A 17,005-nucleotide genomic window follows, 5' to 3' on the forward strand; every position below is an offset into this window, starting at 1 on the left:
ATGACCGAACCCGTCCGCATCGTGATCGCCGGCGTCTCCGGCTGGGTCGGCAAGGCGCTTGTCGCCGCGATCCAGGCCGCGGGGGACCTCAGGCTCGTGGGCGCCGTCTCCCGCAACGCCGCCGGGCGCGATGCCGGCGAGGTGGCCGGGCTCGGCCCCATCGGCGTTCCCATCCACGCCAGCATCGGCGAGGCGCTGGCCACGCCCTCCGACGTCGTCATCGACTACACCAAGCCCGATGCGGTGAAGCATCATGCGCTGGCGGCGCTCGCCAAGGGGCGCCACGTCGTGGTCGGCACCTCCGGCCTGACGGCCGAGGATTACGACAAGATCGACGTCGCCGCGCGCCAGGCGGGCAAGGGCGTGCTCGCAGCCGGCAACTTCTCCATCACCGCCACGCTGCTGCGACGCTTCGCGCTCGAGGCGGCGAAGCACGTGCCCGATGTCGAGATCATCGACTATGCCTCGGCCAAGAAGCCGGACACGCCCTCCGGCACGGGGCGCGAGCTGGCCGAACTGATGGCGCAGGTGCGCTTGGCCGGCACCTCCAGGCCCGTGGACCAGCTCGGCGGCGCCCGCGGGACGCGGGGCGCGGCGCTGGGCAGGCCCATTCCCGTGCAGGTGCATTCGGTCAGGATGCCGTCCTTCGTGCTCTCCTGCGAGGCGATCTTCGGCGCGCCTGACGAGCGGCTGGTGATCCGCCACGATGCCGGCTCCTCGGCGGCTCCTTATGTGGCGGGCACGCTCCTGGCCGCGCGCAAGGTTTCGGGCTTCATCGGCGTGCGCCGTGGCCTCGACCATGTGCTGACATGATCGTTTCGTGGCGCTGACCGAAAGGCCCGCCGACAAGCGGCCCGCGCTCTCGCCGCGTGCCGTTACCAGCACCGATGCGCTGAAGGCGCTCGCCCTGCTGCTCATGCTGTTCGACCACTGGGCCCATTACGTCGCGCCGGAGCAGGACTGGATGCATGCGCTCGGGCGCGGCGCCCTGCCGATCTTCTTTTTCCTGATCGGCTTTGCGAGGACGGAGCGCGTGCCATGGTTCTGGCTGGCCGCCGGCGTGCTGCTGACCGCGCTCGACTGGCTGCGCATGGGCCGCGACATTGACGATGTCACGTTCAACATCCTGCTGAGCTTCGCCGTCATCCGCTGGGCGATGCCTCTCGTGGAGCGTCATGTCATGGGCGCGGGCGTCAAGGCCCGGCATTGGCGCACGGCGCTGCTGGTCGCGCTGCTGCTCGGCCTGTCCCATGTCGCGGACATGGTGATCGATTACGGCTCGTCGGGCTGGCTCCTCGCGCTTGTCGGCCGCGCCCATCGCCTTGCGCTGGAGAGCGGCCCCGACAAAGCCCGCGACCCGGCCTGGCTCGGCCGGCGCCTGATCGGCGCCATCGCGACGCTGTTCTTCGTCGCCAACGAGATCCACGACTACGAATTCGCGACCGTCGACGCCTTCGTCGCAGCCGGCTCGATCATTGCGGCGAGCGCGCTGCTGCTGCGCTTCCGGCGCGTCGACCTCGGCTGGCAGCCACCTGCCGCGCTCGCGGACATGCTGCGGTTCTGCGGCCGGCGTTCGCTGGAGATTTACATCGCGCAGATTCTTGGATTGATGGCGCTGGGCACGGCGCTCGGAGTGGAGCCGGATTCCGGCGACGAGACACAAGAGGATTGAGGCGATGAGGCCGCTTGAAGGGGTCAGGGTTCTGGAGCTGGCGCGCATTCTTGCCGGGCCCTGGATCGGGCAGTTGATGGCCGATCTCGGCGCGGACGTGGTCAAGGTCGAGGCGCCCGAGGGCGACGACACGCGCAGTTGGGGCCCCCCCTTCGTGGAGGGCGTCGAGGGGCACCTCTCGGCCGCCTATTTCCACTCCTGCAACCGGGGCAAGCGCTCCATCGCTGCCGATTTCCGCACCGATGAGGGCCGGGCGCTGGTGCTGAAGCTTGCCGCCCATGCCGATGTGGTGGTCGAGAACTTCAAGGTCGGCGGGCTGGCGAAGTTCGGCCTCGATGCCGCCTCGCTGCGGGCGGCCTTTCCGCGCCTCGTCTACGCCTCGATCAGCGGCTTCGGGCAGGATGGTCCGTATGCAGCCCGCGCCGGCTATGATTTCCTGATCCAGGGCATGGCCGGCGCCATGTCGATCACGGGCGACCCGGCCGGCCAGCCCACCAAGACGGGTTACGCCACCGCCGACATCTTCACCGGCATGTACGGCGCCGTCGGCATCCTGGCCGCCCTGCGCCGCCGCGACCTAACCGGCGAGGGCGCGACGCTGGACCTGGCCTTGATGGATGCGCAGGTGGCGGTGATGGCCAACCAGGCCATGAACTACCTCGTCACCGGCAAGGCGCCGGGCCGGCTGGGCAACGCCCACCCCAATATCGTGCCATACGAGGTCTTTCCCGTGGCCGATGGCTACATCATCATCGCCAGCGGCAATGATGGCCAGTGGCGCAAGCTCGTCGCTGTGCTGGGCGAGCCGGAGCTGGCGGACCAGCCCGTCTATCTCACCAACAAGGACCGCGTGGCGAACCGCAGGGTGCTGATCCCGCATCTTGGCCGGCTCACCAGCCGCTTTGCCAGGGCCGACATCCTCGCCAGGCTCGAGGCGGCAGGCGTGCCGGCCGGCCCCATCAACACCACCGACGAGGTCTTCGCCGATCCGCAGGTGGTGGCGCGCGCCGTCCGCCGCGATCTTGCGGCGCCGGCGGCCAGCGCCGGCAGCATTCCCACCGTGGCCTCGCCCATTGTCATCGATGGCGTGCGCCAGGTCTCGGAGCGCCCGAGCCCGCGCCTTGGCGAGCATGAGGCCGACATCATGAAAGACCCGAACTGGGGAGGCCAGCCGTGACCCGGGCGCCGTCTGACGCGAAGGCCCGCACCGGCGGGCAGGTCCTCGTCGACCAGCTCATTCTGCAGGGCGTGCAGGACGTGTTCTGCGTGCCGGGCGAGAGCTATCTGGCGGTGCTCGACGCGCTGCATGACGCCGCGATCCGCGTCACCGTCTGCCGGCAGGAAGGCGGAGCGGCCATGATGGCCGAGGCCGCCGGCAAGATCACGGGCAGGCCAGGCATCTGCATGGTCACGCGCGGGCCGGGCGCCACCAATGCCTCGCCCGGCATTCACATCGCCAGGCAGGATTCGACCCCGATGATCCTCTTCGTCGGCCAGATCGAGCGCGGCATGCGCGAGCGCGAAGCCTTCCAGGAGCTCGACTACCGCGCCGTCTTCGGCCCCATGGCGAAATGGGCCACCGAGATCGATGATCCCGCCCGTATCCCCGAGATCATCTCCCGCGCCTTCCATGTCGCCACCAGCGGCCGCCCCGGCCCGGTGGTGATTGCACTGCCCGAGGATGTGCTGACCGAGGCTGCCGCCGTGATGGACGCCGCGCCCTGCACACCCATCGAGACGCACCCTTCGCTCACCCAGATGATCGAGCTTCAGAAGATGCTCTGGGCGGCGAAAGCACCGATTGCGCTGCTTGGTGGCTCGCGCTGGGACCCACAGGCGGTGGATCGTTTCCAGCGTTTTGCCGAGCGCTTTGAACTGCCCGTCGCCGTCACCTTCCGCCGGCAGATGCTTTTTTCCGCCGATCACCCGTGCTTTGCCGGCGATCTCGGCATCGGACCAAACCCCAAGCTGCTGGCCCGCATCAGGGAAGCCGATCTCGTGCTGCTCGTTGGCGGGCGACTGTCCGAGATGCCGAGCCAGAGCTATTCGCTGTTCGGCATTCCCGAGCCGGGCCGCACGCTGGTGCATGTCCATCCCGATGCGGGCGAACTCGGCCGCGTCTATCACCCGGCGCTCGCTATCAACGCCTCCCCAACGGCCTTCGGCGCCGCGCTGCAGACTGTGCATCCGCCGCAGATGCTTGCCTGGGCCGGCGCGGCGGCGGAGGCCCATTCAGCCTTCCATGGCTGGACCGACAAGCCCGCGCCGATCCCCGGCGCCTTCCACCCGGGTGAGGCCATGGTCTGGCTGCGCGATCGGCTGCCGCACGACGCCATCCTGTGCAATGGCGCGGGCAACTACGCCACCTGGGTGCATCGCTTCCACCGCTTCCGCCAGTTCGGCACGCAGGCCGCGCCGACCTCTGGCTCGATGGGCTATGGCCTTCCCGCCGCGGTCGGGCTCAAGCGCATCTTCCCGGAGCGCACGGTGGTCTGCTTCGCCGGGGATGGCTGCTTCCTGATGAACGGGCAGGAGTTCGCCACCGCCGTGCAGTATGAGCTGCCCATCATCGTGGTGATCGTCGACAACGCCATGTATGGCACCATCCGCATGCACCAGGAGTTGCATTATCCCGGCCGCATCTCCGCCACCGCGCTGAAGAACCCGGATTTCGCGGCCTATGCGCGGGCCTTCGGCGGACATGGCGAGCGGGTTGAAACCACCGCCGAGTTCGCCCCCGCCTTCGAGCGCGCCCTCGCCAGCGGCAAGCCCGCGATCCTGCATTGCATGATCGATCCGGAAGCCATCACGCCCGCCAAGACGCTGGCCGGCATCAGGGCGGAAGCGCTGGCGAAGAGGTAAGCCTTCAGCCCGCGATCTTGCCGAAATCCGCCACACTCTGCGTCGCGGCGCGTAAGGAGTTGAGCAGCTTCAGCCGGTTGGCGCGGATGGCGGGTTCGGGCGCATTGACCATCACCGCTTCGAAGAACGCATCGACCGGCCCGCGCAGCGCGGCAAGCGCAGCCATCGCGCCGGCAAAGTCCTCGGCCTCGGCAGCTTTCGCGGCAGCAGGCAGCGCTGTCAACAGCGCCGCATGCAGTGCCTTTTCGGTTGGCTCGCTGAGCAGCGCCGCGTCAGGCTGGCCCGCGAAGGCTCCCTCGCCATCCTTCTTTTCCTCGGCCTTGAGGATGTTGGCGGCACGCTTTGTACCAGCCAGCAGGTTTGCGCCGTCCTCGGTGGCAAGGAACGCCGTCAGCGCTTCGACGCGGCGAGTGATCAGCAACAGGTCGTCGTTATGTCCCCTCTCCCCTTGCGGGAGAGGGTGGCCCGAAGGGACGGGAGAGGGCTTGGAGCCGCTCGGGCTTGGCGACAGACCCGAAGAACCAGGCGCGGTGTCAAAGTCCCCTCTCCCCTTGCGGGAGAGGTACGGACAGGGGTCGTGCGAAACGTGGGAAGAGCGGCTCGACCCCTCTCCCTCACCCTCTCCCGCAAGGGGAGAGGGGGCGGCGAGCAGTTGCGCTCCTGCGCCAATCACCGCATCAACCAGATCATGCCGCGCCCCGGCATCGCGCAGGTTGCCCTTGAGGCGCTCGTGGAAGAATGAGAGGAGGTCGGAGTGGACGTGGTCCAAAGGCAGCATCCAATTAACATCATTCATGTACCAGTAAGTGCCGGAGTTAAGCGTTTCTAGAACGGTAAAAAACTCATCATCACTTTTGTAATATACGCCGTAGCGTGATGCACGATTGAGAATAGGGAAGCCAAATCTCAGATCACTTTCGTTTAATTCATTCTCTTCTTGGCCTGCTTTCTGAGTGGACCAGTGGACAATTCGTTCTTTTCGCTCCTCGAGCAGCTTGTCCGAATGCCACATAGTCTTCAGATGACCCATGTAAGCGGAGATAAGTGCATAGGCCAACCCCAACCGCATCCCGTTCTCAACCACCAGCCGGATCACACCCAGCGCCGCGCGCCTTAGCGCATAGGGGTCCTTGCTGCCGGTGGGCTTCTCGTCGATGGCCCAGAAGCCGACCAGCGTGTCGAGCTTGTCAGCCAGCGCGACGGTCAAGGCCACCTTGTCGGTGGGCACGCGGTCTGATGGGCCCAGCGGCTTGTAGTGATCCTCGATGGCGGCGCAGACCGATGGGGGCTCGCCCTGCAGTTCGGCATAGCGGCGGCCCATGAAGCCTTGCAGTTCGGGGAATTCGCCCACCACCTCGGTCTGCAGGTCGGCCTTGGCCAGCACAGCGGCGCGGGCGCAGAGATCCGGGTCAGCACCGGTCACCTTGGCCAGTTCACGCGCCAGGGCTGCGATGCGCTGCACGCGTGCGCCTTGCGTGCCGAGCTTCTCGTGGAACACCACGCCGAGATGGTCGAGCCGGGCCATGCGCTGGTCCAGCGGCCTGGAAAGATCAAGGCCGAGCTTTTCGGCGCTGTACCTCAGCCTGTCGACATCGGGCAGCGGCCTCTGGTCTGTCTTCCAGAAATGCAGTGCGTCCGAGAGGCGCGCGCGCACCACCCGCTCATTGCCGGCCACGATGGCCTTGCCGCCATCGGGCGCGATCTGGTTGGTCACCAGAAGGAAGCGGTTCGAGAGATTGCCGTCGCCATCGCGCAGCACGAAGCACTTCTGGTTGGCGCGGATCGTGGCGCGGATCACCTCGCCCGGAATGGCGAGGAAGGCCGCGTCGAAGGAGCCCATCAGCACGGTGGGCCATTCCACAAGCCCGGCCACCTCATTGAGCAGGCCCTCATCCTCGATCAGCTCCAGCCCCTGGGCGAAGGCGAGGTTGCGGGCCTCGTTGGCGATCAGCGCCTTGCGCCGCTCGGCATCGAGCACGACATGGGCGGCTTCGAGCCTGGCGACATAATCATCCAGCCGGCGCACGCGGATGGGCTGCCCGTCCGACAGGAAGCGATGGCCGAAGGTGACATCGCCGGAGCGGATGCCGTCCACCTCGAAGGGGATGACCTCCGGCTCCCCGGTTTCCGGCCCGAAGCTGCACAGGATGGAATGGAGCGGGCGCACCCAGCGCAGGCTGGCCCCCGCAGCCGAGGCGGCGCCCCAGCGCATGGATTTCGGCCAGGGAAAGGCGCGCACCACCTGCGGCACGATCTCGGCGATGGCCTCGCCGGTGGGCCGGCCCGGCCGCTCGATCAGCGCGACATAGCTGTCGCCCTTCTTGGGGTCGCTCTGGATCGTGGCCTGATCGATGGAGGTGAGGCCGGCGGCTTTCAGGAAGCCCTGGATGGCGGCGTCCGGCGCGCCGACGCGCGGCCCCTTGCGCTCCTCGCGCACGTCCGCGCCCTTCACGGGCAGGCCGGCGATGTGCAGGGCCAGGCGCCGTGGCGTGGCGAAGGCGCGCGCGCCCTCATAATGGAAGCCGCGCTCCACCAGCGCGTCGGCGACCAGCTTTTGCAGGTCTTCCGCGGCCTTGCGCTGCATGCGCGCGGGAATTTCCTCGGAGAACAGTTCGAGCAGAAGATCGGGCATGGGGAGCGCATCCTGTAGGCCCCCGTGAAAACCCGTCTTGGCCCGAAACGCAACCCCGTATGCGGGGTCGCGGTCATCGTGACGCGAAAATCAGGCGGCCATGAGGGCCCTGACCTCGCCGCGCAGAACATCGATCAGCACGGCCCGGCCCTCGCGCTCCACATGCCAGAAGGTCCAGCCATTGCAGGCGGGCAGGCCCTGGGCCAGCGCGCCGACTTTGTGGATCGAGCCGACCGCCGGGCCGAGCGCCAGCGTGCCATCGGCCCGCACCGTGGCCGTGAAGCGCTTCTTTTCGTCGCTCACGCTTTCGCCCGGCTTCACCAGCCCGGCCTCGATCAGGCTGAGGAAGGGCACGCGCGCCTCGGTGCGCTTGGAGGGAGCGGTGCTGAAGGCCTCGGGCGGCAGCGGCGTCACCGCCGCGATCCGCGCCGCAGCGCCAGCGATGTAGCCCGCATCCCGCTCGATGCCGATGAAGTTGCGCCCCAGCGCCTTGGCCACGGCGCCGGTGGTGCCCGTGCCGAAGAAGGGGTCGAGCACGACGTCGCCGGGATTGGTCGAGGAGAGCAGCACGCGCGCCAGCAGCGCCTCGGGCTTCTGCGTCGGGTGCAGCTTGGCCCCATCCGCGCCCTTGAGCCGTTCCTCGCCGGTGCATAGCGGGATATGCCAGTCCGAACGCATCTGGAGGTCCTCATTGCCCCCTTTCAGCGCCTCGTAATGGAAGGTGTACCTGGATTTCTCCTCGCGCGCGGCCCAGATCATGGTCTCGTGCGCATTGGTGAAGCGCCGGCCGCGGAAGTTCGGCATCGGATTGGCCTTGCGCCAGACGATGTCGTTCAGCACCCAGTAGCCGAGATCCTGCAGGATCGATCCGACGCGGAAGATGTTGTGATAGGAGCCGATCACCCACAGCGCGCCATCGGGCTTGAGCGCGCGGCGGCTCGCCAGCAGCCAGGCCCTGGTGAAGGCGTCGTAATCGGAGAAGGACGCGAACTTGTCCCAGTCATCGTCGACCGCATCGACGAGGCTGTCATCGGGACGGCGCAGATCCCCGCCGAGTTGCAGGTTGTACGGCGGATCGGCGAAGATCAGATCCACCGAAGCGGCCGGCAGCTTCTCAAGCTCGGCGATGCAATCGCCCGCCAGGATGCGGTTCAGGGGCAACGGCCCGTTAGCGAGGCTCGAAGGCCCCATCCGAGGCGCCGATGCGATCCGTCCGGTACGCTGTACCCCAATCCGGACAGAAGCATCGGTCGCCCCGGTACGCGAAGTACCCATGGTGCTGCACCGGTTACGCAACTCAACGGGGAGGAAGATGCCTCAACAGCGTAAAAGCCCCGTGCACCCGCACGAAAAGGAAGCGTGTCGTTTTGGGGCTGCAGAATTTGCCGGGTGCGCCACGTGCAGCGGCTGCACGGAGCCGTTTCCCCGATGGCTCAGGGGCGCGGCCAGCGGGCCTTGATCGGCGCGAAGCTGAAGCGGTGATGCAGGCTGGGGCCATGCGTTTCGATGGCGTCGAGATGCCGCCGCGTGCCATAGCCGGCGTGGTCCTCGAAGCCATAGGCGGGCAGGGCCGTCCCCAGCCGGGCCATCAGCCGGTCGCGCGCCACCTTGGCCACGATCGAGGCGGCTGCGATGGCCGGCTCGCTGGAATCGCCCTTGATGATCGCCTCGCAGGGGCAATCGCAGGGGAAGACGTCGCGCCCGTCGACCAGCACGCGCATGGGCGGCAGTTCCAGCGCGCGCACTGCCCTTGCCATCGCCGCGAGCGTCGCGGCCCGGATGTTGATCCGGTCGATCGTTGCGGCGCTGGATGAGGCGATGGTCACCGAAAGGGCAAGGTTCAGGATGTCGGCGGCGATGGCTTCGCGCCGGGCCGGGGTCAGAGTCTTCGAATCGGCGAGCCCCTGAGGCATGTTCGCCGGGTCCAGGATCACGGCCGCCACCACCACCGGCCCGGCCAGCGGCCCGCGACCGACCTCGTCCACGCCGGCGATGCGGCAAGGGCTGGCGAGGCGCACAGGATCGCGCGCCGCATCGAGCGCTTCTGGCCTCATCCTGTCGAGAACCCTGTCCATCGGCCGACAAGCGCCCGAATCGGGCGCTGCCGTCAAGCGCGACGCATCGGCGTTCCCATCGGCACAGCGCGCCTAGAAGAGCTGGAGCTGCTCGGGCCCGCCTTGCGGACGGTGGAACAGGTCGGTGCGCAGGCGCTGGCGTGCCTTGTTGAAGCCGATTCGCTCCGCCGCCAGCTCGAAACGCCGCCCGATCATCCACGCATACGGCCCGGAGCCGACCTGCCGCTGCCCCCAGCCGGCGTCGTAATCCTTGCCGCCGCGGGTGGATTGCACCAGCGACATCACATGCCTGAGCTTGTCGGGATAATGGGTAAGCAGCCAGTCGCGCATCAGGTCCTTCAGCTCGAGCGGCAGGCGCAGCAGCACATAGCCCGCCTCGCGCGCGCCATTGGCAAAGGCGGCATCGAGGATGCGCTCGATCTCGGAATCGTTCACGGCCGGGATGATGGGCGCGACGAGCACGCTGACGGGAATGCCGGCCTCCGAGAGGCGCTTGATCGTATCGAGCCGCCTGGCCGGGCTCGCCGCGCGCGGCTCCATGGTGCGCGCCAGCTTGGGGTCGAGCGTGGTGATCGAGATCGCAACCTTGGCGAGGCCCTTCTCAGCCATCGGCGCGAGGATGTCGATGTCGCGCTGCACCAGCGCCGACTTGGTGACGATGCCCACCGGATGGTCGAAGCGCGACAGCACCTCGAGGAGGCCGCGCATGATGCGCAGCTTCTTCTCGATGGGCTGGTAGCCATCGGTGTTGGTGCCGATGGCGAGCATGCGCGGCGCGTAGCCTTGCGCCGCCAGTTCCTTCTCGAGCAGCGCGGCGGCATCCGGCTTGGCGGTCAGCCGCGCTTCGAAATCGAGCCCTGGCGAGAGGCCGAGATAGGCGTGGCCTGGCCGCGCGAAGCAATAGACGCAGCCATGCTCGCAGCCGCGATACGGGTTGATCGAGCGATCGAAGGAGATGTCTGGCGAATTGTTCCGCGTGATGATGGTGCGCGGCTTCTCGATCGCCACCTCGGTCCTGAAAGCCGGCAGCTCGCCCAGCGATCCCCAGCCATCATCCTCCTCGACGCGGGCCAGCGCCTCGAAGCGCCCATGCGGGTTGATGGTGGCCCCGCGCCCGCGTCGGCGGTCCACGTCCAGCCTGTGCCCGGCCATGGCAACGGGATCAGCGGGCCGAAAGGGCGCCGAGGCCCGCACCGGGTCGGGCTCCATGCGCTTCTCGACCGTAGGCTGCGGGCGGAGGGTCATGCGAATCTCCCGTTCCTGATTTGTTTATGCATACAAAGCAGGAACAATGTCAAAGCCCTCTCGCCTCCCCGGTGCGGCAGGCCGGGGGCCGTTCTGCCTAAAACTTTGCTTTCAAGCCTGCCCCTGCGCGTCTAGAAGGTCAGCGATGCTGACCGCTCTCGTTCATGCCAACGCCACGCCCGGCGCCCTCGCAGCCACTTTATCCGCGCTGGTTCCGGCGGTGGCCGATGGATTGATCAGCCATGCCGTGGTCGTGCTCCCGCAGGCCGAGGCGGCATCCGAGCGCATCGCCGACGCCATGGGCGCTCAGGTGCTGATCCAGTCCGGCGGTCATTGGCCCGCTGCGGCGCGCATCGCGCGCGGCGCCTGGCTGCTGCTGCTTGAAGCCGGCGAGGTGCCGCAGCATGGCTGGATCGGCGCCATCGAGCGCCATCTGCTGCAGCAGACGGCGCAAAGCCGCAGGCCCGCCATGCTGCCGCTGGAGGGCGCTGCGGGATGGCGCGAGCGCCTGCTCTGGGCGGTTGCCGCGTCCGCGCCGCATGCGGGCCTCATTGCGCCGCGCGAGCCTGTCTCGGCGGGCAGGAGAGGCGGCGCGCCGGTCCGGCTGCCGGTCGGGCGGGCGCGGCTCGTGGCCTGACGCCGATCAGGCCTTGCCGGCGCCGCGCTTGAGGTGTTCGTCGAGCCTCGGCATGATCTCGACGAAATTGCAGGGCCGGTGGCGGAAATCGAGCTGGAGCGCCAGGATTCCGTCCCACGCATCCTTGCATGCGCCCGGAGAGCCGGGCACGCAGAAGACGTAAGTCGTGCCGATCAGCCCCGCCGTGGCGCGCGACTGGATGGTGGAGGTGCCGATCTTGGCGGCGGAGATCTGGTGGAAAACCCAGGAAAACCCGTCCATCCGCTTGTCGAAGAGCGGCTCCAGCGCATCCGGCGTCACGTCACGCCCCGTGAAGCCGGTGCCGCCCGTGGTGATGACGGCATCCACGGCCGGGTCGGCCACCCATTGCCTGACGCGAGCCTGGATGGCGTCGCGGTCATCGGGCACGATGTCGCGCGCAGCCAGCCTGTGGCCCGAATCGGCGATGCGCTGGACAAGCGTGTCGCCGGAGCGGTCATCGCTGAGCGTGCGCGTGTCCGAGACGGTCAGCACGGCTATGCCGATCGGGATGAAGGGTCTGCTCTCGTCGATGCGGGACATGGGCGCGCTCAGAGGTTGCGGGTAGCGAAGGTGTCGCAGGAGCGCAAGGCGCCGGTCCGGAACCCTGTCATGAACCAGCGGCTGCGCTGCTCGGCCGTGCCGTGGGTGAAGCTGTCAGGCACGACGTAGCCTTGCGCCGCCTTCTGCAGCTTGTCGTCGCCGATGGCGCTTGCCGTGCGCATGGCCTCCTCGATGTCGCCCTGTTCGAGCCGCCCCATCTGCTGGACGTGGAAAGCCCAGACGCCGGCGATGCAGTCCGCCTGTAGCTCCACACGCACCGATAGCGCGTTGGCCTCGCGCTCGGAGGCGCGGCGCTTGGCCTGTTCCACGCGCGGCAGCACGCCCAGCAGGTTCTGGATATGGTGGCCGACTTCGTGCGCGATCACGTAGGCATAGGCGAAATCCCCGCCGCCGCCGAGCTTGCGCCGAATCTCGTCGAAGAAGGAGGCGTCGAGATAAACCCTGCGGTCCGGCGGGCAATAGAATGGCCCCATCGCAGCCTGCGCGGTGCCGCAGCCAGAGCGGTCCACGCCCCGGAACAGCACCAGCCGCGGCGGTTCGTAGGCCTTGCCCGTGTCGCGAGGCATCACGCGCTCCCAGACATCCTCGTTCTGCGCCAGCACCACCGAGATGAAGCGGCCCATCTCGTCATCGGGCCGTATGGTCTGGGTCGATGTCTGCTGCGTCGGCGCGCGTGCGCCCTGCAGCATCTCGGCGCCGCCGATAAGGATGCGCGGATCGATGCCCAGCGCATAGCCCAGCAGGCCGAGCGCGACCACGGCGCCCAGCCCGAGGCCGGAGCGTCCGCCCGTGCCGCCGCCGAAGCCGCCGCCGCTGCGCCGGTCCTCCAGATTGTCGGATTGCCGGTAATCATCCCACTTCATGCGTCACCCGCAAGCCTGAGGCCATGGACATCGGATAGTCTTAGCGCGGCCCCGGCCCCCGCCCAAAACAAAATGGCGGAATTCGGATGCTGATAATCCGGTTAACGCAAGTTCAACGCGCTCGTGCAGCCTCTGTTCAGGGATGAAGCATTATGGCGTGAGGAGAGGAATCGCGCAGATGGCCTGCCGCGGTTCCGGCATGGGGAGACATCATGATGAAGCGCATTATGGGTTGGATCATGGCAGCCGGGCTTTCGCTGGCTGCGGCCGGAGCGGCCCATGCCGCGCCGGCTCTTGCGGGTGCCTCAGGCATGGACAAGGCCACGCGCGAGGCATCGCGCGAGCTGCTCACCGAAGTCCGCGATCACAGGCTCCACCACGTCCGGCATGTCCAGCATCATTGGCGGGTTCATCGCCGCCATGCCTATCATCACCGGTACGGCCATCATCACCGGTACGGCCATCATCACCGGTACGGCTATCATCACCGGTACGGCTATCGTCCACGCGCCTACCGGCCCTATTACGCCCCGGTCCATTACCGCCCCGTCCGGTATCGTCCGGTCCATTACCACCCCGTCCGGTATCGTCCGGTGCGCTACCGCCCGGTCCATGCCGCCCCCGTTTACTATGGCGGCTATGACTATGGCCCGCGCTGCTACATCAAGGTGCGCACGGTCTATACCCTGCAGGGCATCAAGCATAAGCCCACCCGCATCTGCCGCTACTGAGGCCCAGGTTGAATACTGGCTGAATGGCGCCCTCAAGCCCCGTTCAGCCAGCCCATGCGATGATCCTGTCAATGGTGGCGAAGAGATGGGACGCAGTGTCCGTCAGCCATCGCCGGGATGACAGGATCACCGTCATGATGCGTCAGCTTTCTCTCGGAATCGTCGGCGCGGCTGCTCTCGGCGCCGCCTCACTCATGACTGCCCCCGCTGCGCAGGCGCAGTCCTGGTCGCTGTCCATCGAAACCGGCCATGGCGGCGGCTATGCCTCGCCTGTGCGCGATGGCTGGGGCGGACATGGCGGCTATGGCCATGGCCGCTGGCATGGCGGCCGCGATTGGGGCCGTGAACGCGGCTGGGATCGCGGCTGGCACGGCGGCAACGGCCATGGCTGGCGCGGACGCCCGGTCTATGGCGGCGGCTACGGCGGGTTCCGGCCGCGCTGCCACGTCCGAAAGGTGCGCTACTGGGATGGATGGAGCTGGGTCGTGGGCCACCGCCAGGTCTGCGGCTGATCGAAGGCCGGCGTCTGATCGCGCCGGCCCCGGCCGGGCATCACGGACCGCGCTGCTCCTCCAGCCTGAGTTCTCCGGTGGAGATGGCGTGACCCGGCCCGGTGACGCTTCCGTCCAAACCATGCAGCACGAGCGCCGGCAGGACCCTTGCCGGCGCTCTGCTGTTGAGCCGTCCCCTGATCAGCACGCGCATCGCCGCCTGATCCGCACGGCCATGCACCGGGATGATCTCCAGCGCGCCGAAGCGCCGGGCTAGCAGCGGCAGGAGCCAGGCCAGCGCCTCGGGCCGGTGGATCAGCACCAGCCGTCCGTCGCCCCGTAGTGAGCGGGCTGCGGCCCTTGCCCAGGCCTCGAAGCTTTCCGGGGCCATCGCGTGGGCGGCCAGCCGGCGCGCATCCGGCGAGGAGCGGTGCCGGCCCGGTTCGTTATAGGGCGGGTTGCACACCACGAGGTTGGCTAGGCCGGGCTCCAGCCCTGCCGCCGCGAGCAGGCTCGCCCGTGCCGTCACATCCGCCTCGACGACGGCGCAGCGCCTGTCCATGGCGTTGAGGGCCACGTTGCGGCGCGCCAGCGCCGCCAGATCCGGCTCGCGCTCGACGAGCGTGGCGCGCTCGGCGCGCCCCAGCGCGAGCAGGGCAAGGCCTATGGCGCCGACCCCGCTGCCCAGATCGACCACATGCCGGGCCGAACCTGCCGCCGCCGCCACCAGCAGCGCATCCGTGCCGGCGCGGTGCCCGCGCGCAGGCTGCACGAGCATGAGCCGGCCCTCCAGGAGCCTGTCCAGCGTCAGGCCGGGCTCGTCCGTGCCCTTGCCCTCGGCCGCAGGCGAAGGCCCGGCCTCAGCCACGCCGCTTCTCGCGCAGTTCGGCCCCCAGGCCTGCGGCGATGATGATCGCCCGCGCCTCGTCCTCTTCCTCGTCGATCACCATGATGCGGCGCTGGAAGGCTCCGATCCCGCCCTCAAGCGCGCTGATGTAGCCGTCGAGAACGAGCGCATGCAGGTCCGCGGAGGCGAGCAGCGCCTCCACCGCGCTGATGACCACGAGGTCATTCGTGCGCATGATCTCGACCATGGTGATGTCTCCGGGCGGCCGTTTGCCGCAAGCGTCGCCTTGCAGAGTCTTGCCATCGGTGTCTTGCGGCAGCCAGCCAATTGTCGCATGGACGCTATGGATGCAAGGTGGAGCGCAGCCGGCGCGCCATATCGTTGCTCCGGAGGCTGCGGGCTTCGGCCGCAGCGCGGGACCATGGGAGTGGGTCTTGGGACTGGTTTTGCCGTTTGAAGACAAGGACGCCGCCCGCGACGGGATTGCAGCGCTCGTGGGCCTGACCAGGCCCGACATGGAGCGCGTCAACGCGATGATCCTGTCGCGCACCGGCTCGCAGGTGACGATGATACCCGAGGTCGCCAACCATCTCATTTCCTCGGGCGGCAAGCGGCTGCGGCCGATGCTCACCCTGGCCACCGCCAATCTGTGCGGCTATCGCGGCGAGGGCCATGTCAAACTCGCCGCGTCGGTCGAGTTCATGCACACCGCCACGCTTCTGCATGATGACGTCGTCGACGAAAGCGACATGCGCCGCGGCAAGATGGCCGCGCGCATGCTCTGGGGCAACGAGGTCAGCGTGCTGGTGGGCGACTTCCTGCTCGGCCAGGCCTTCCGCATGATGGTCGAAGTCGGATCCCTGCGGGCGCTCGACATCCTGTCCACGGCCGCCTCGGTCATCGCCGAGGGCGAAGTCATGCAGCTGGCCGCCGCCAAGAACACCGAGACGACCGAGGACGAGTATCTCGCCGTCATCCGCGGCAAGACGGCGGAGCTGTTCGCCGCTGCCTGCGAGGTCGGCCCCGTGCTCGCCGACCGGCCCAAGGCCGAGCATGCCGCCTGCCGGGGCTTCGGGCTCAACCTCGGCATCGCTTTTCAGCTTATCGATGATGCGCTGGATTATGGCGGTGTCGCGGCCAAGCTCGGCAAGAATGTCGGAGATGATTTCCGGGAGGGCAAGATCACCTTGCCGGTCGTGCTCTCCTTCCGGCGTGGCAATGAGAGCGAGCGCGCCTTCTGGCGTCGGACCCTGCAGGAGGGCGACGTGCGCGAGGGCGACCTCGAGAACGCCATTGCCATCATGAGGAAGCATCGCGCTATCGACGACACCATCGAGCGGGCGCGCCATTACGGCGCCATGGCCCATGACGCGCTGGCGCTCTTCCCCGCGAGCGACCTGAAGACGGCGATGCACGCCACCGTCGAGTTCTGCATCGCCCGCGCCCACTGAACGCGCAGCCGCGGACATCTAGCGCAGGACGGTGGCCTTGACCCACCAGCCCGGATGCCGCGCGGCGATGCGGCGCGCGGCGGCGGCGCTTGCCCGGCAATCAGCGTAAACGCCAAGGCAGGTCGCGCCCGACCCGGACATGCGGGCGAGGCGGCAATCGCCGGCTTCCGCGAGCGCAGCCAACGCATCGGCGATCGCGGGCGCGGCCCGGCAAGCCGCCGCTTCAAGATCATTGCCCGGACCGTCCCGCAGCCATGCGGCCAGGCCAGCGGCATCGAGCCCTTCAGGGCCGGCCGGCTCATGCGAAGGGCTGGCGCTGCCGAGGCTTTCGCCCGGCGCCAGCCCCAGCGCGGCGAACACCGCCGCTGTCGACACCGCGACGCCGGGATTCACCAGCACGGCATTCAGCGGGGCGAGGCGCAGGCGTTGCCCGAGACTTTCGCCTGCGCCCGACATCACGCAAGCCTTCGAAGCGAGGCATACAGGCACATCCGCCCCGGTCCGCCATGCGGCTTCGATGAGCGCAGGCTCGGTCATGGGCAGGCCGTTCAGCCGTGCCAGAAGCCTCAGCGCCGCAGCGGCATCGGCCGAGCCGCCGCCAATGCCGGAAGCCACGGGCAACCGCTTGACGAGGGTGAAGCACCCCGCCACGAGGCCGGGCAGAAGGGCATGCAGGTGCCCGACGGCTTTCAGAACCAGATTGGCGCCATCGGCGGCGAGGGCCCTTCTGAACGGCCCGGCGATGACGAGGCTGGGGGCGGGCCCCGGCTCCAGCGTCAGGCCGTCGCCCACGCCTGCGAAGGCCACGAGGCTGACCAGCTCATGGTAGCCGTCCAGCCGCCTGCCATGGACGGCGAGGTTGAGGTTGACCTTCGCGGGCGCGCGCGTGCTCAGCATCGCGCGGCAGGAGCCGGCCG

Annotated in this window: 16 protein-coding genes and 1 pseudogene; 8 read left to right on the forward strand and 9 right to left on the reverse strand. The window is 68.2% G+C overall.

Features of this window, described 5'->3' with window-relative positions; genetic code table 11:
• From dapB to HEQ16_03425, 4 genes are read left to right on the forward strand one after another with little or no spacing between them, the layout of a single operon-like run.
• Entirely contained in the window at nucleotides 1–813 is an 813-nt protein-coding gene (dapB, locus tag HEQ16_03410) for a 4-hydroxy-tetrahydrodipicolinate reductase (GenBank protein MCO4053106.1), read from the forward strand.
• A gap of 7 nt (nucleotides 814–820) precedes the next feature.
• Nucleotides 821–1,672 (forward strand): hypothetical protein, encoded by an 852-nt coding sequence (locus HEQ16_03415; protein MCO4053107.1) that lies wholly within the window; start codon nucleotides 821–823, stop codon nucleotides 1,670–1,672.
• A gap of 4 nt (nucleotides 1,673–1,676) precedes the next feature.
• Nucleotides 1,677–2,849 carry a CoA transferase gene (locus tag HEQ16_03420; protein ID MCO4053108.1) on the forward strand — a complete coding sequence of 391 codons (1,173 nt, stop codon included), beginning with the start codon at nucleotides 1,677–1,679 and terminating at the stop codon, nucleotides 2,847–2,849.
• Nucleotides 2,846–4,534, forward strand: a complete 1,689-nt coding sequence (locus HEQ16_03425) for a thiamine pyrophosphate-binding protein (GenBank protein ID MCO4053109.1) — start codon at nucleotides 2,846–2,848, stop codon at nucleotides 4,532–4,534. The genes HEQ16_03420 and HEQ16_03425 overlap by 4 nt, the downstream gene beginning before the upstream one ends.
• A gap of 4 nt (nucleotides 4,535–4,538) precedes the next feature.
• On the opposite strand, the gene HEQ16_03430 is transcribed toward HEQ16_03425, so the two are convergent.
• The 4 genes from HEQ16_03430 to HEQ16_03445 all read right to left on the reverse strand — a co-directional run bounded on the left by HEQ16_03430 (nucleotide 4,539) and on the right by HEQ16_03445 (nucleotide 10,486).
• Nucleotides 4,539–7,166, reverse strand: coding sequence for a glycine--tRNA ligase subunit beta (locus HEQ16_03430; GenBank protein MCO4053110.1), 2,628 nt, complete (start codon nucleotides 7,164–7,166; stop codon nucleotides 4,539–4,541).
• Nucleotides 7,167–7,256: 90 nt separating this feature from the next.
• Nucleotides 7,257–8,441, reverse strand: a complete 1,185-nt coding sequence (locus HEQ16_03435) for a site-specific DNA-methyltransferase (protein ID MCO4053111.1) — start codon at nucleotides 8,439–8,441, stop codon at nucleotides 7,257–7,259.
• A gap of 158 nt (nucleotides 8,442–8,599) precedes the next feature.
• Nucleotides 8,600–9,220: a ribonuclease HII gene (locus HEQ16_03440; GenBank protein ID MCO4053112.1), complete on the reverse strand. Its 621-nt coding sequence runs from the start codon at nucleotides 9,218–9,220 to the stop codon at nucleotides 8,600–8,602.
• Nucleotides 9,221–9,313: 93 nt separating this feature from the next.
• A complete protein-coding gene (locus tag HEQ16_03445; protein MCO4053113.1) occupies nucleotides 9,314–10,486 on the reverse strand; it encodes a PA0069 family radical SAM protein in 1,173 nt (390 codons plus the stop codon).
• A gap of 145 nt (nucleotides 10,487–10,631) precedes the next feature.
• On the opposite strand from HEQ16_03445, the gene HEQ16_03450 reads away from it, so the two are divergent.
• The gene (locus HEQ16_03450) at nucleotides 10,632–11,123 is read left to right on the forward strand and encodes a hypothetical protein (GenBank protein ID MCO4053114.1); all 492 of its coding nucleotides are present in this window, start codon (nucleotides 10,632–10,634) and stop codon (nucleotides 11,121–11,123) included.
• Between the two features lie 6 nt (nucleotides 11,124–11,129).
• On the opposite strand, the gene moaB is transcribed toward HEQ16_03450, so the two are convergent.
• Together moaB and HEQ16_03460 are read right to left on the reverse strand one after the other, a co-directional pair.
• A complete protein-coding gene (moaB, locus tag HEQ16_03455) occupies nucleotides 11,130–11,684 on the reverse strand; it encodes a molybdenum cofactor biosynthesis protein B (GenBank protein MCO4053115.1) in 555 nt (184 codons plus the stop codon).
• 8 nt (nucleotides 11,685–11,692) lie between these two features.
• On the reverse strand, nucleotides 11,693–12,568 hold the full coding sequence (locus HEQ16_03460; protein MCO4053116.1) for a hypothetical protein: 876 nt from the start codon (nucleotides 12,566–12,568) through the stop codon (nucleotides 11,693–11,695).
• Between the two features lie 212 nt (nucleotides 12,569–12,780).
• On the opposite strand from HEQ16_03460, the pseudogene HEQ16_03465 reads away from it, so the two are divergent.
• Both HEQ16_03465 and HEQ16_03470 read left to right on the forward strand, forming a co-directional pair.
• Nucleotides 12,781–13,071 (forward strand): annotated as a pseudogene (locus HEQ16_03465) (hypothetical protein).
• A 362-nt stretch (nucleotides 13,072–13,433) separates the two neighbouring features.
• The gene (locus HEQ16_03470) at nucleotides 13,434–13,811 is read left to right on the forward strand and encodes a hypothetical protein (protein MCO4053117.1); all 378 of its coding nucleotides are present in this window, start codon (nucleotides 13,434–13,436) and stop codon (nucleotides 13,809–13,811) included.
• Nucleotides 13,812–13,851: 40 nt separating this feature from the next.
• Here the strand turns inward: HEQ16_03470 and HEQ16_03475 are convergent, their stop codons facing one another.
• Nucleotides 13,852–14,568: a methyltransferase gene (locus tag HEQ16_03475; GenBank protein MCO4053118.1), complete on the reverse strand. Its 717-nt coding sequence runs from the start codon at nucleotides 14,566–14,568 to the stop codon at nucleotides 13,852–13,854.
• Between the two features lie 82 nt (nucleotides 14,569–14,650).
• Nucleotides 14,651–14,884, reverse strand: coding sequence for a DUF2007 domain-containing protein (locus tag HEQ16_03480; GenBank protein ID MCO4053119.1), 234 nt, complete (start codon nucleotides 14,882–14,884; stop codon nucleotides 14,651–14,653).
• A 100-nt stretch (nucleotides 14,885–14,984) separates the two neighbouring features.
• Between HEQ16_03480 and HEQ16_03485 the strand changes: the two genes are divergently transcribed.
• A complete protein-coding gene (locus HEQ16_03485) occupies nucleotides 14,985–16,088 on the forward strand; it encodes a polyprenyl synthetase family protein (protein ID MCO4053120.1) in 1,104 nt (367 codons plus the stop codon).
• 18 nt (nucleotides 16,089–16,106) lie between these two features.
• Here HEQ16_03485 and HEQ16_03490 read toward each other — a convergent pair whose 3' ends face one another.
• Nucleotides 16,107–16,985 carry a 4-(cytidine 5'-diphospho)-2-C-methyl-D-erythritol kinase gene (locus HEQ16_03490; protein MCO4053121.1) on the reverse strand — a complete coding sequence of 293 codons (879 nt, stop codon included), beginning with the start codon at nucleotides 16,983–16,985 and terminating at the stop codon, nucleotides 16,107–16,109.
• Nucleotides 16,986–17,005: the final 20 nt, after the last annotated feature.

Origin of the sequence: Bosea sp. (in: a-proteobacteria) (assembly GCA_023910605.1) — a bacterium.
Lineage (GTDB): Bacteria > Pseudomonadota > Alphaproteobacteria > Rhizobiales > Beijerinckiaceae > Allobosea.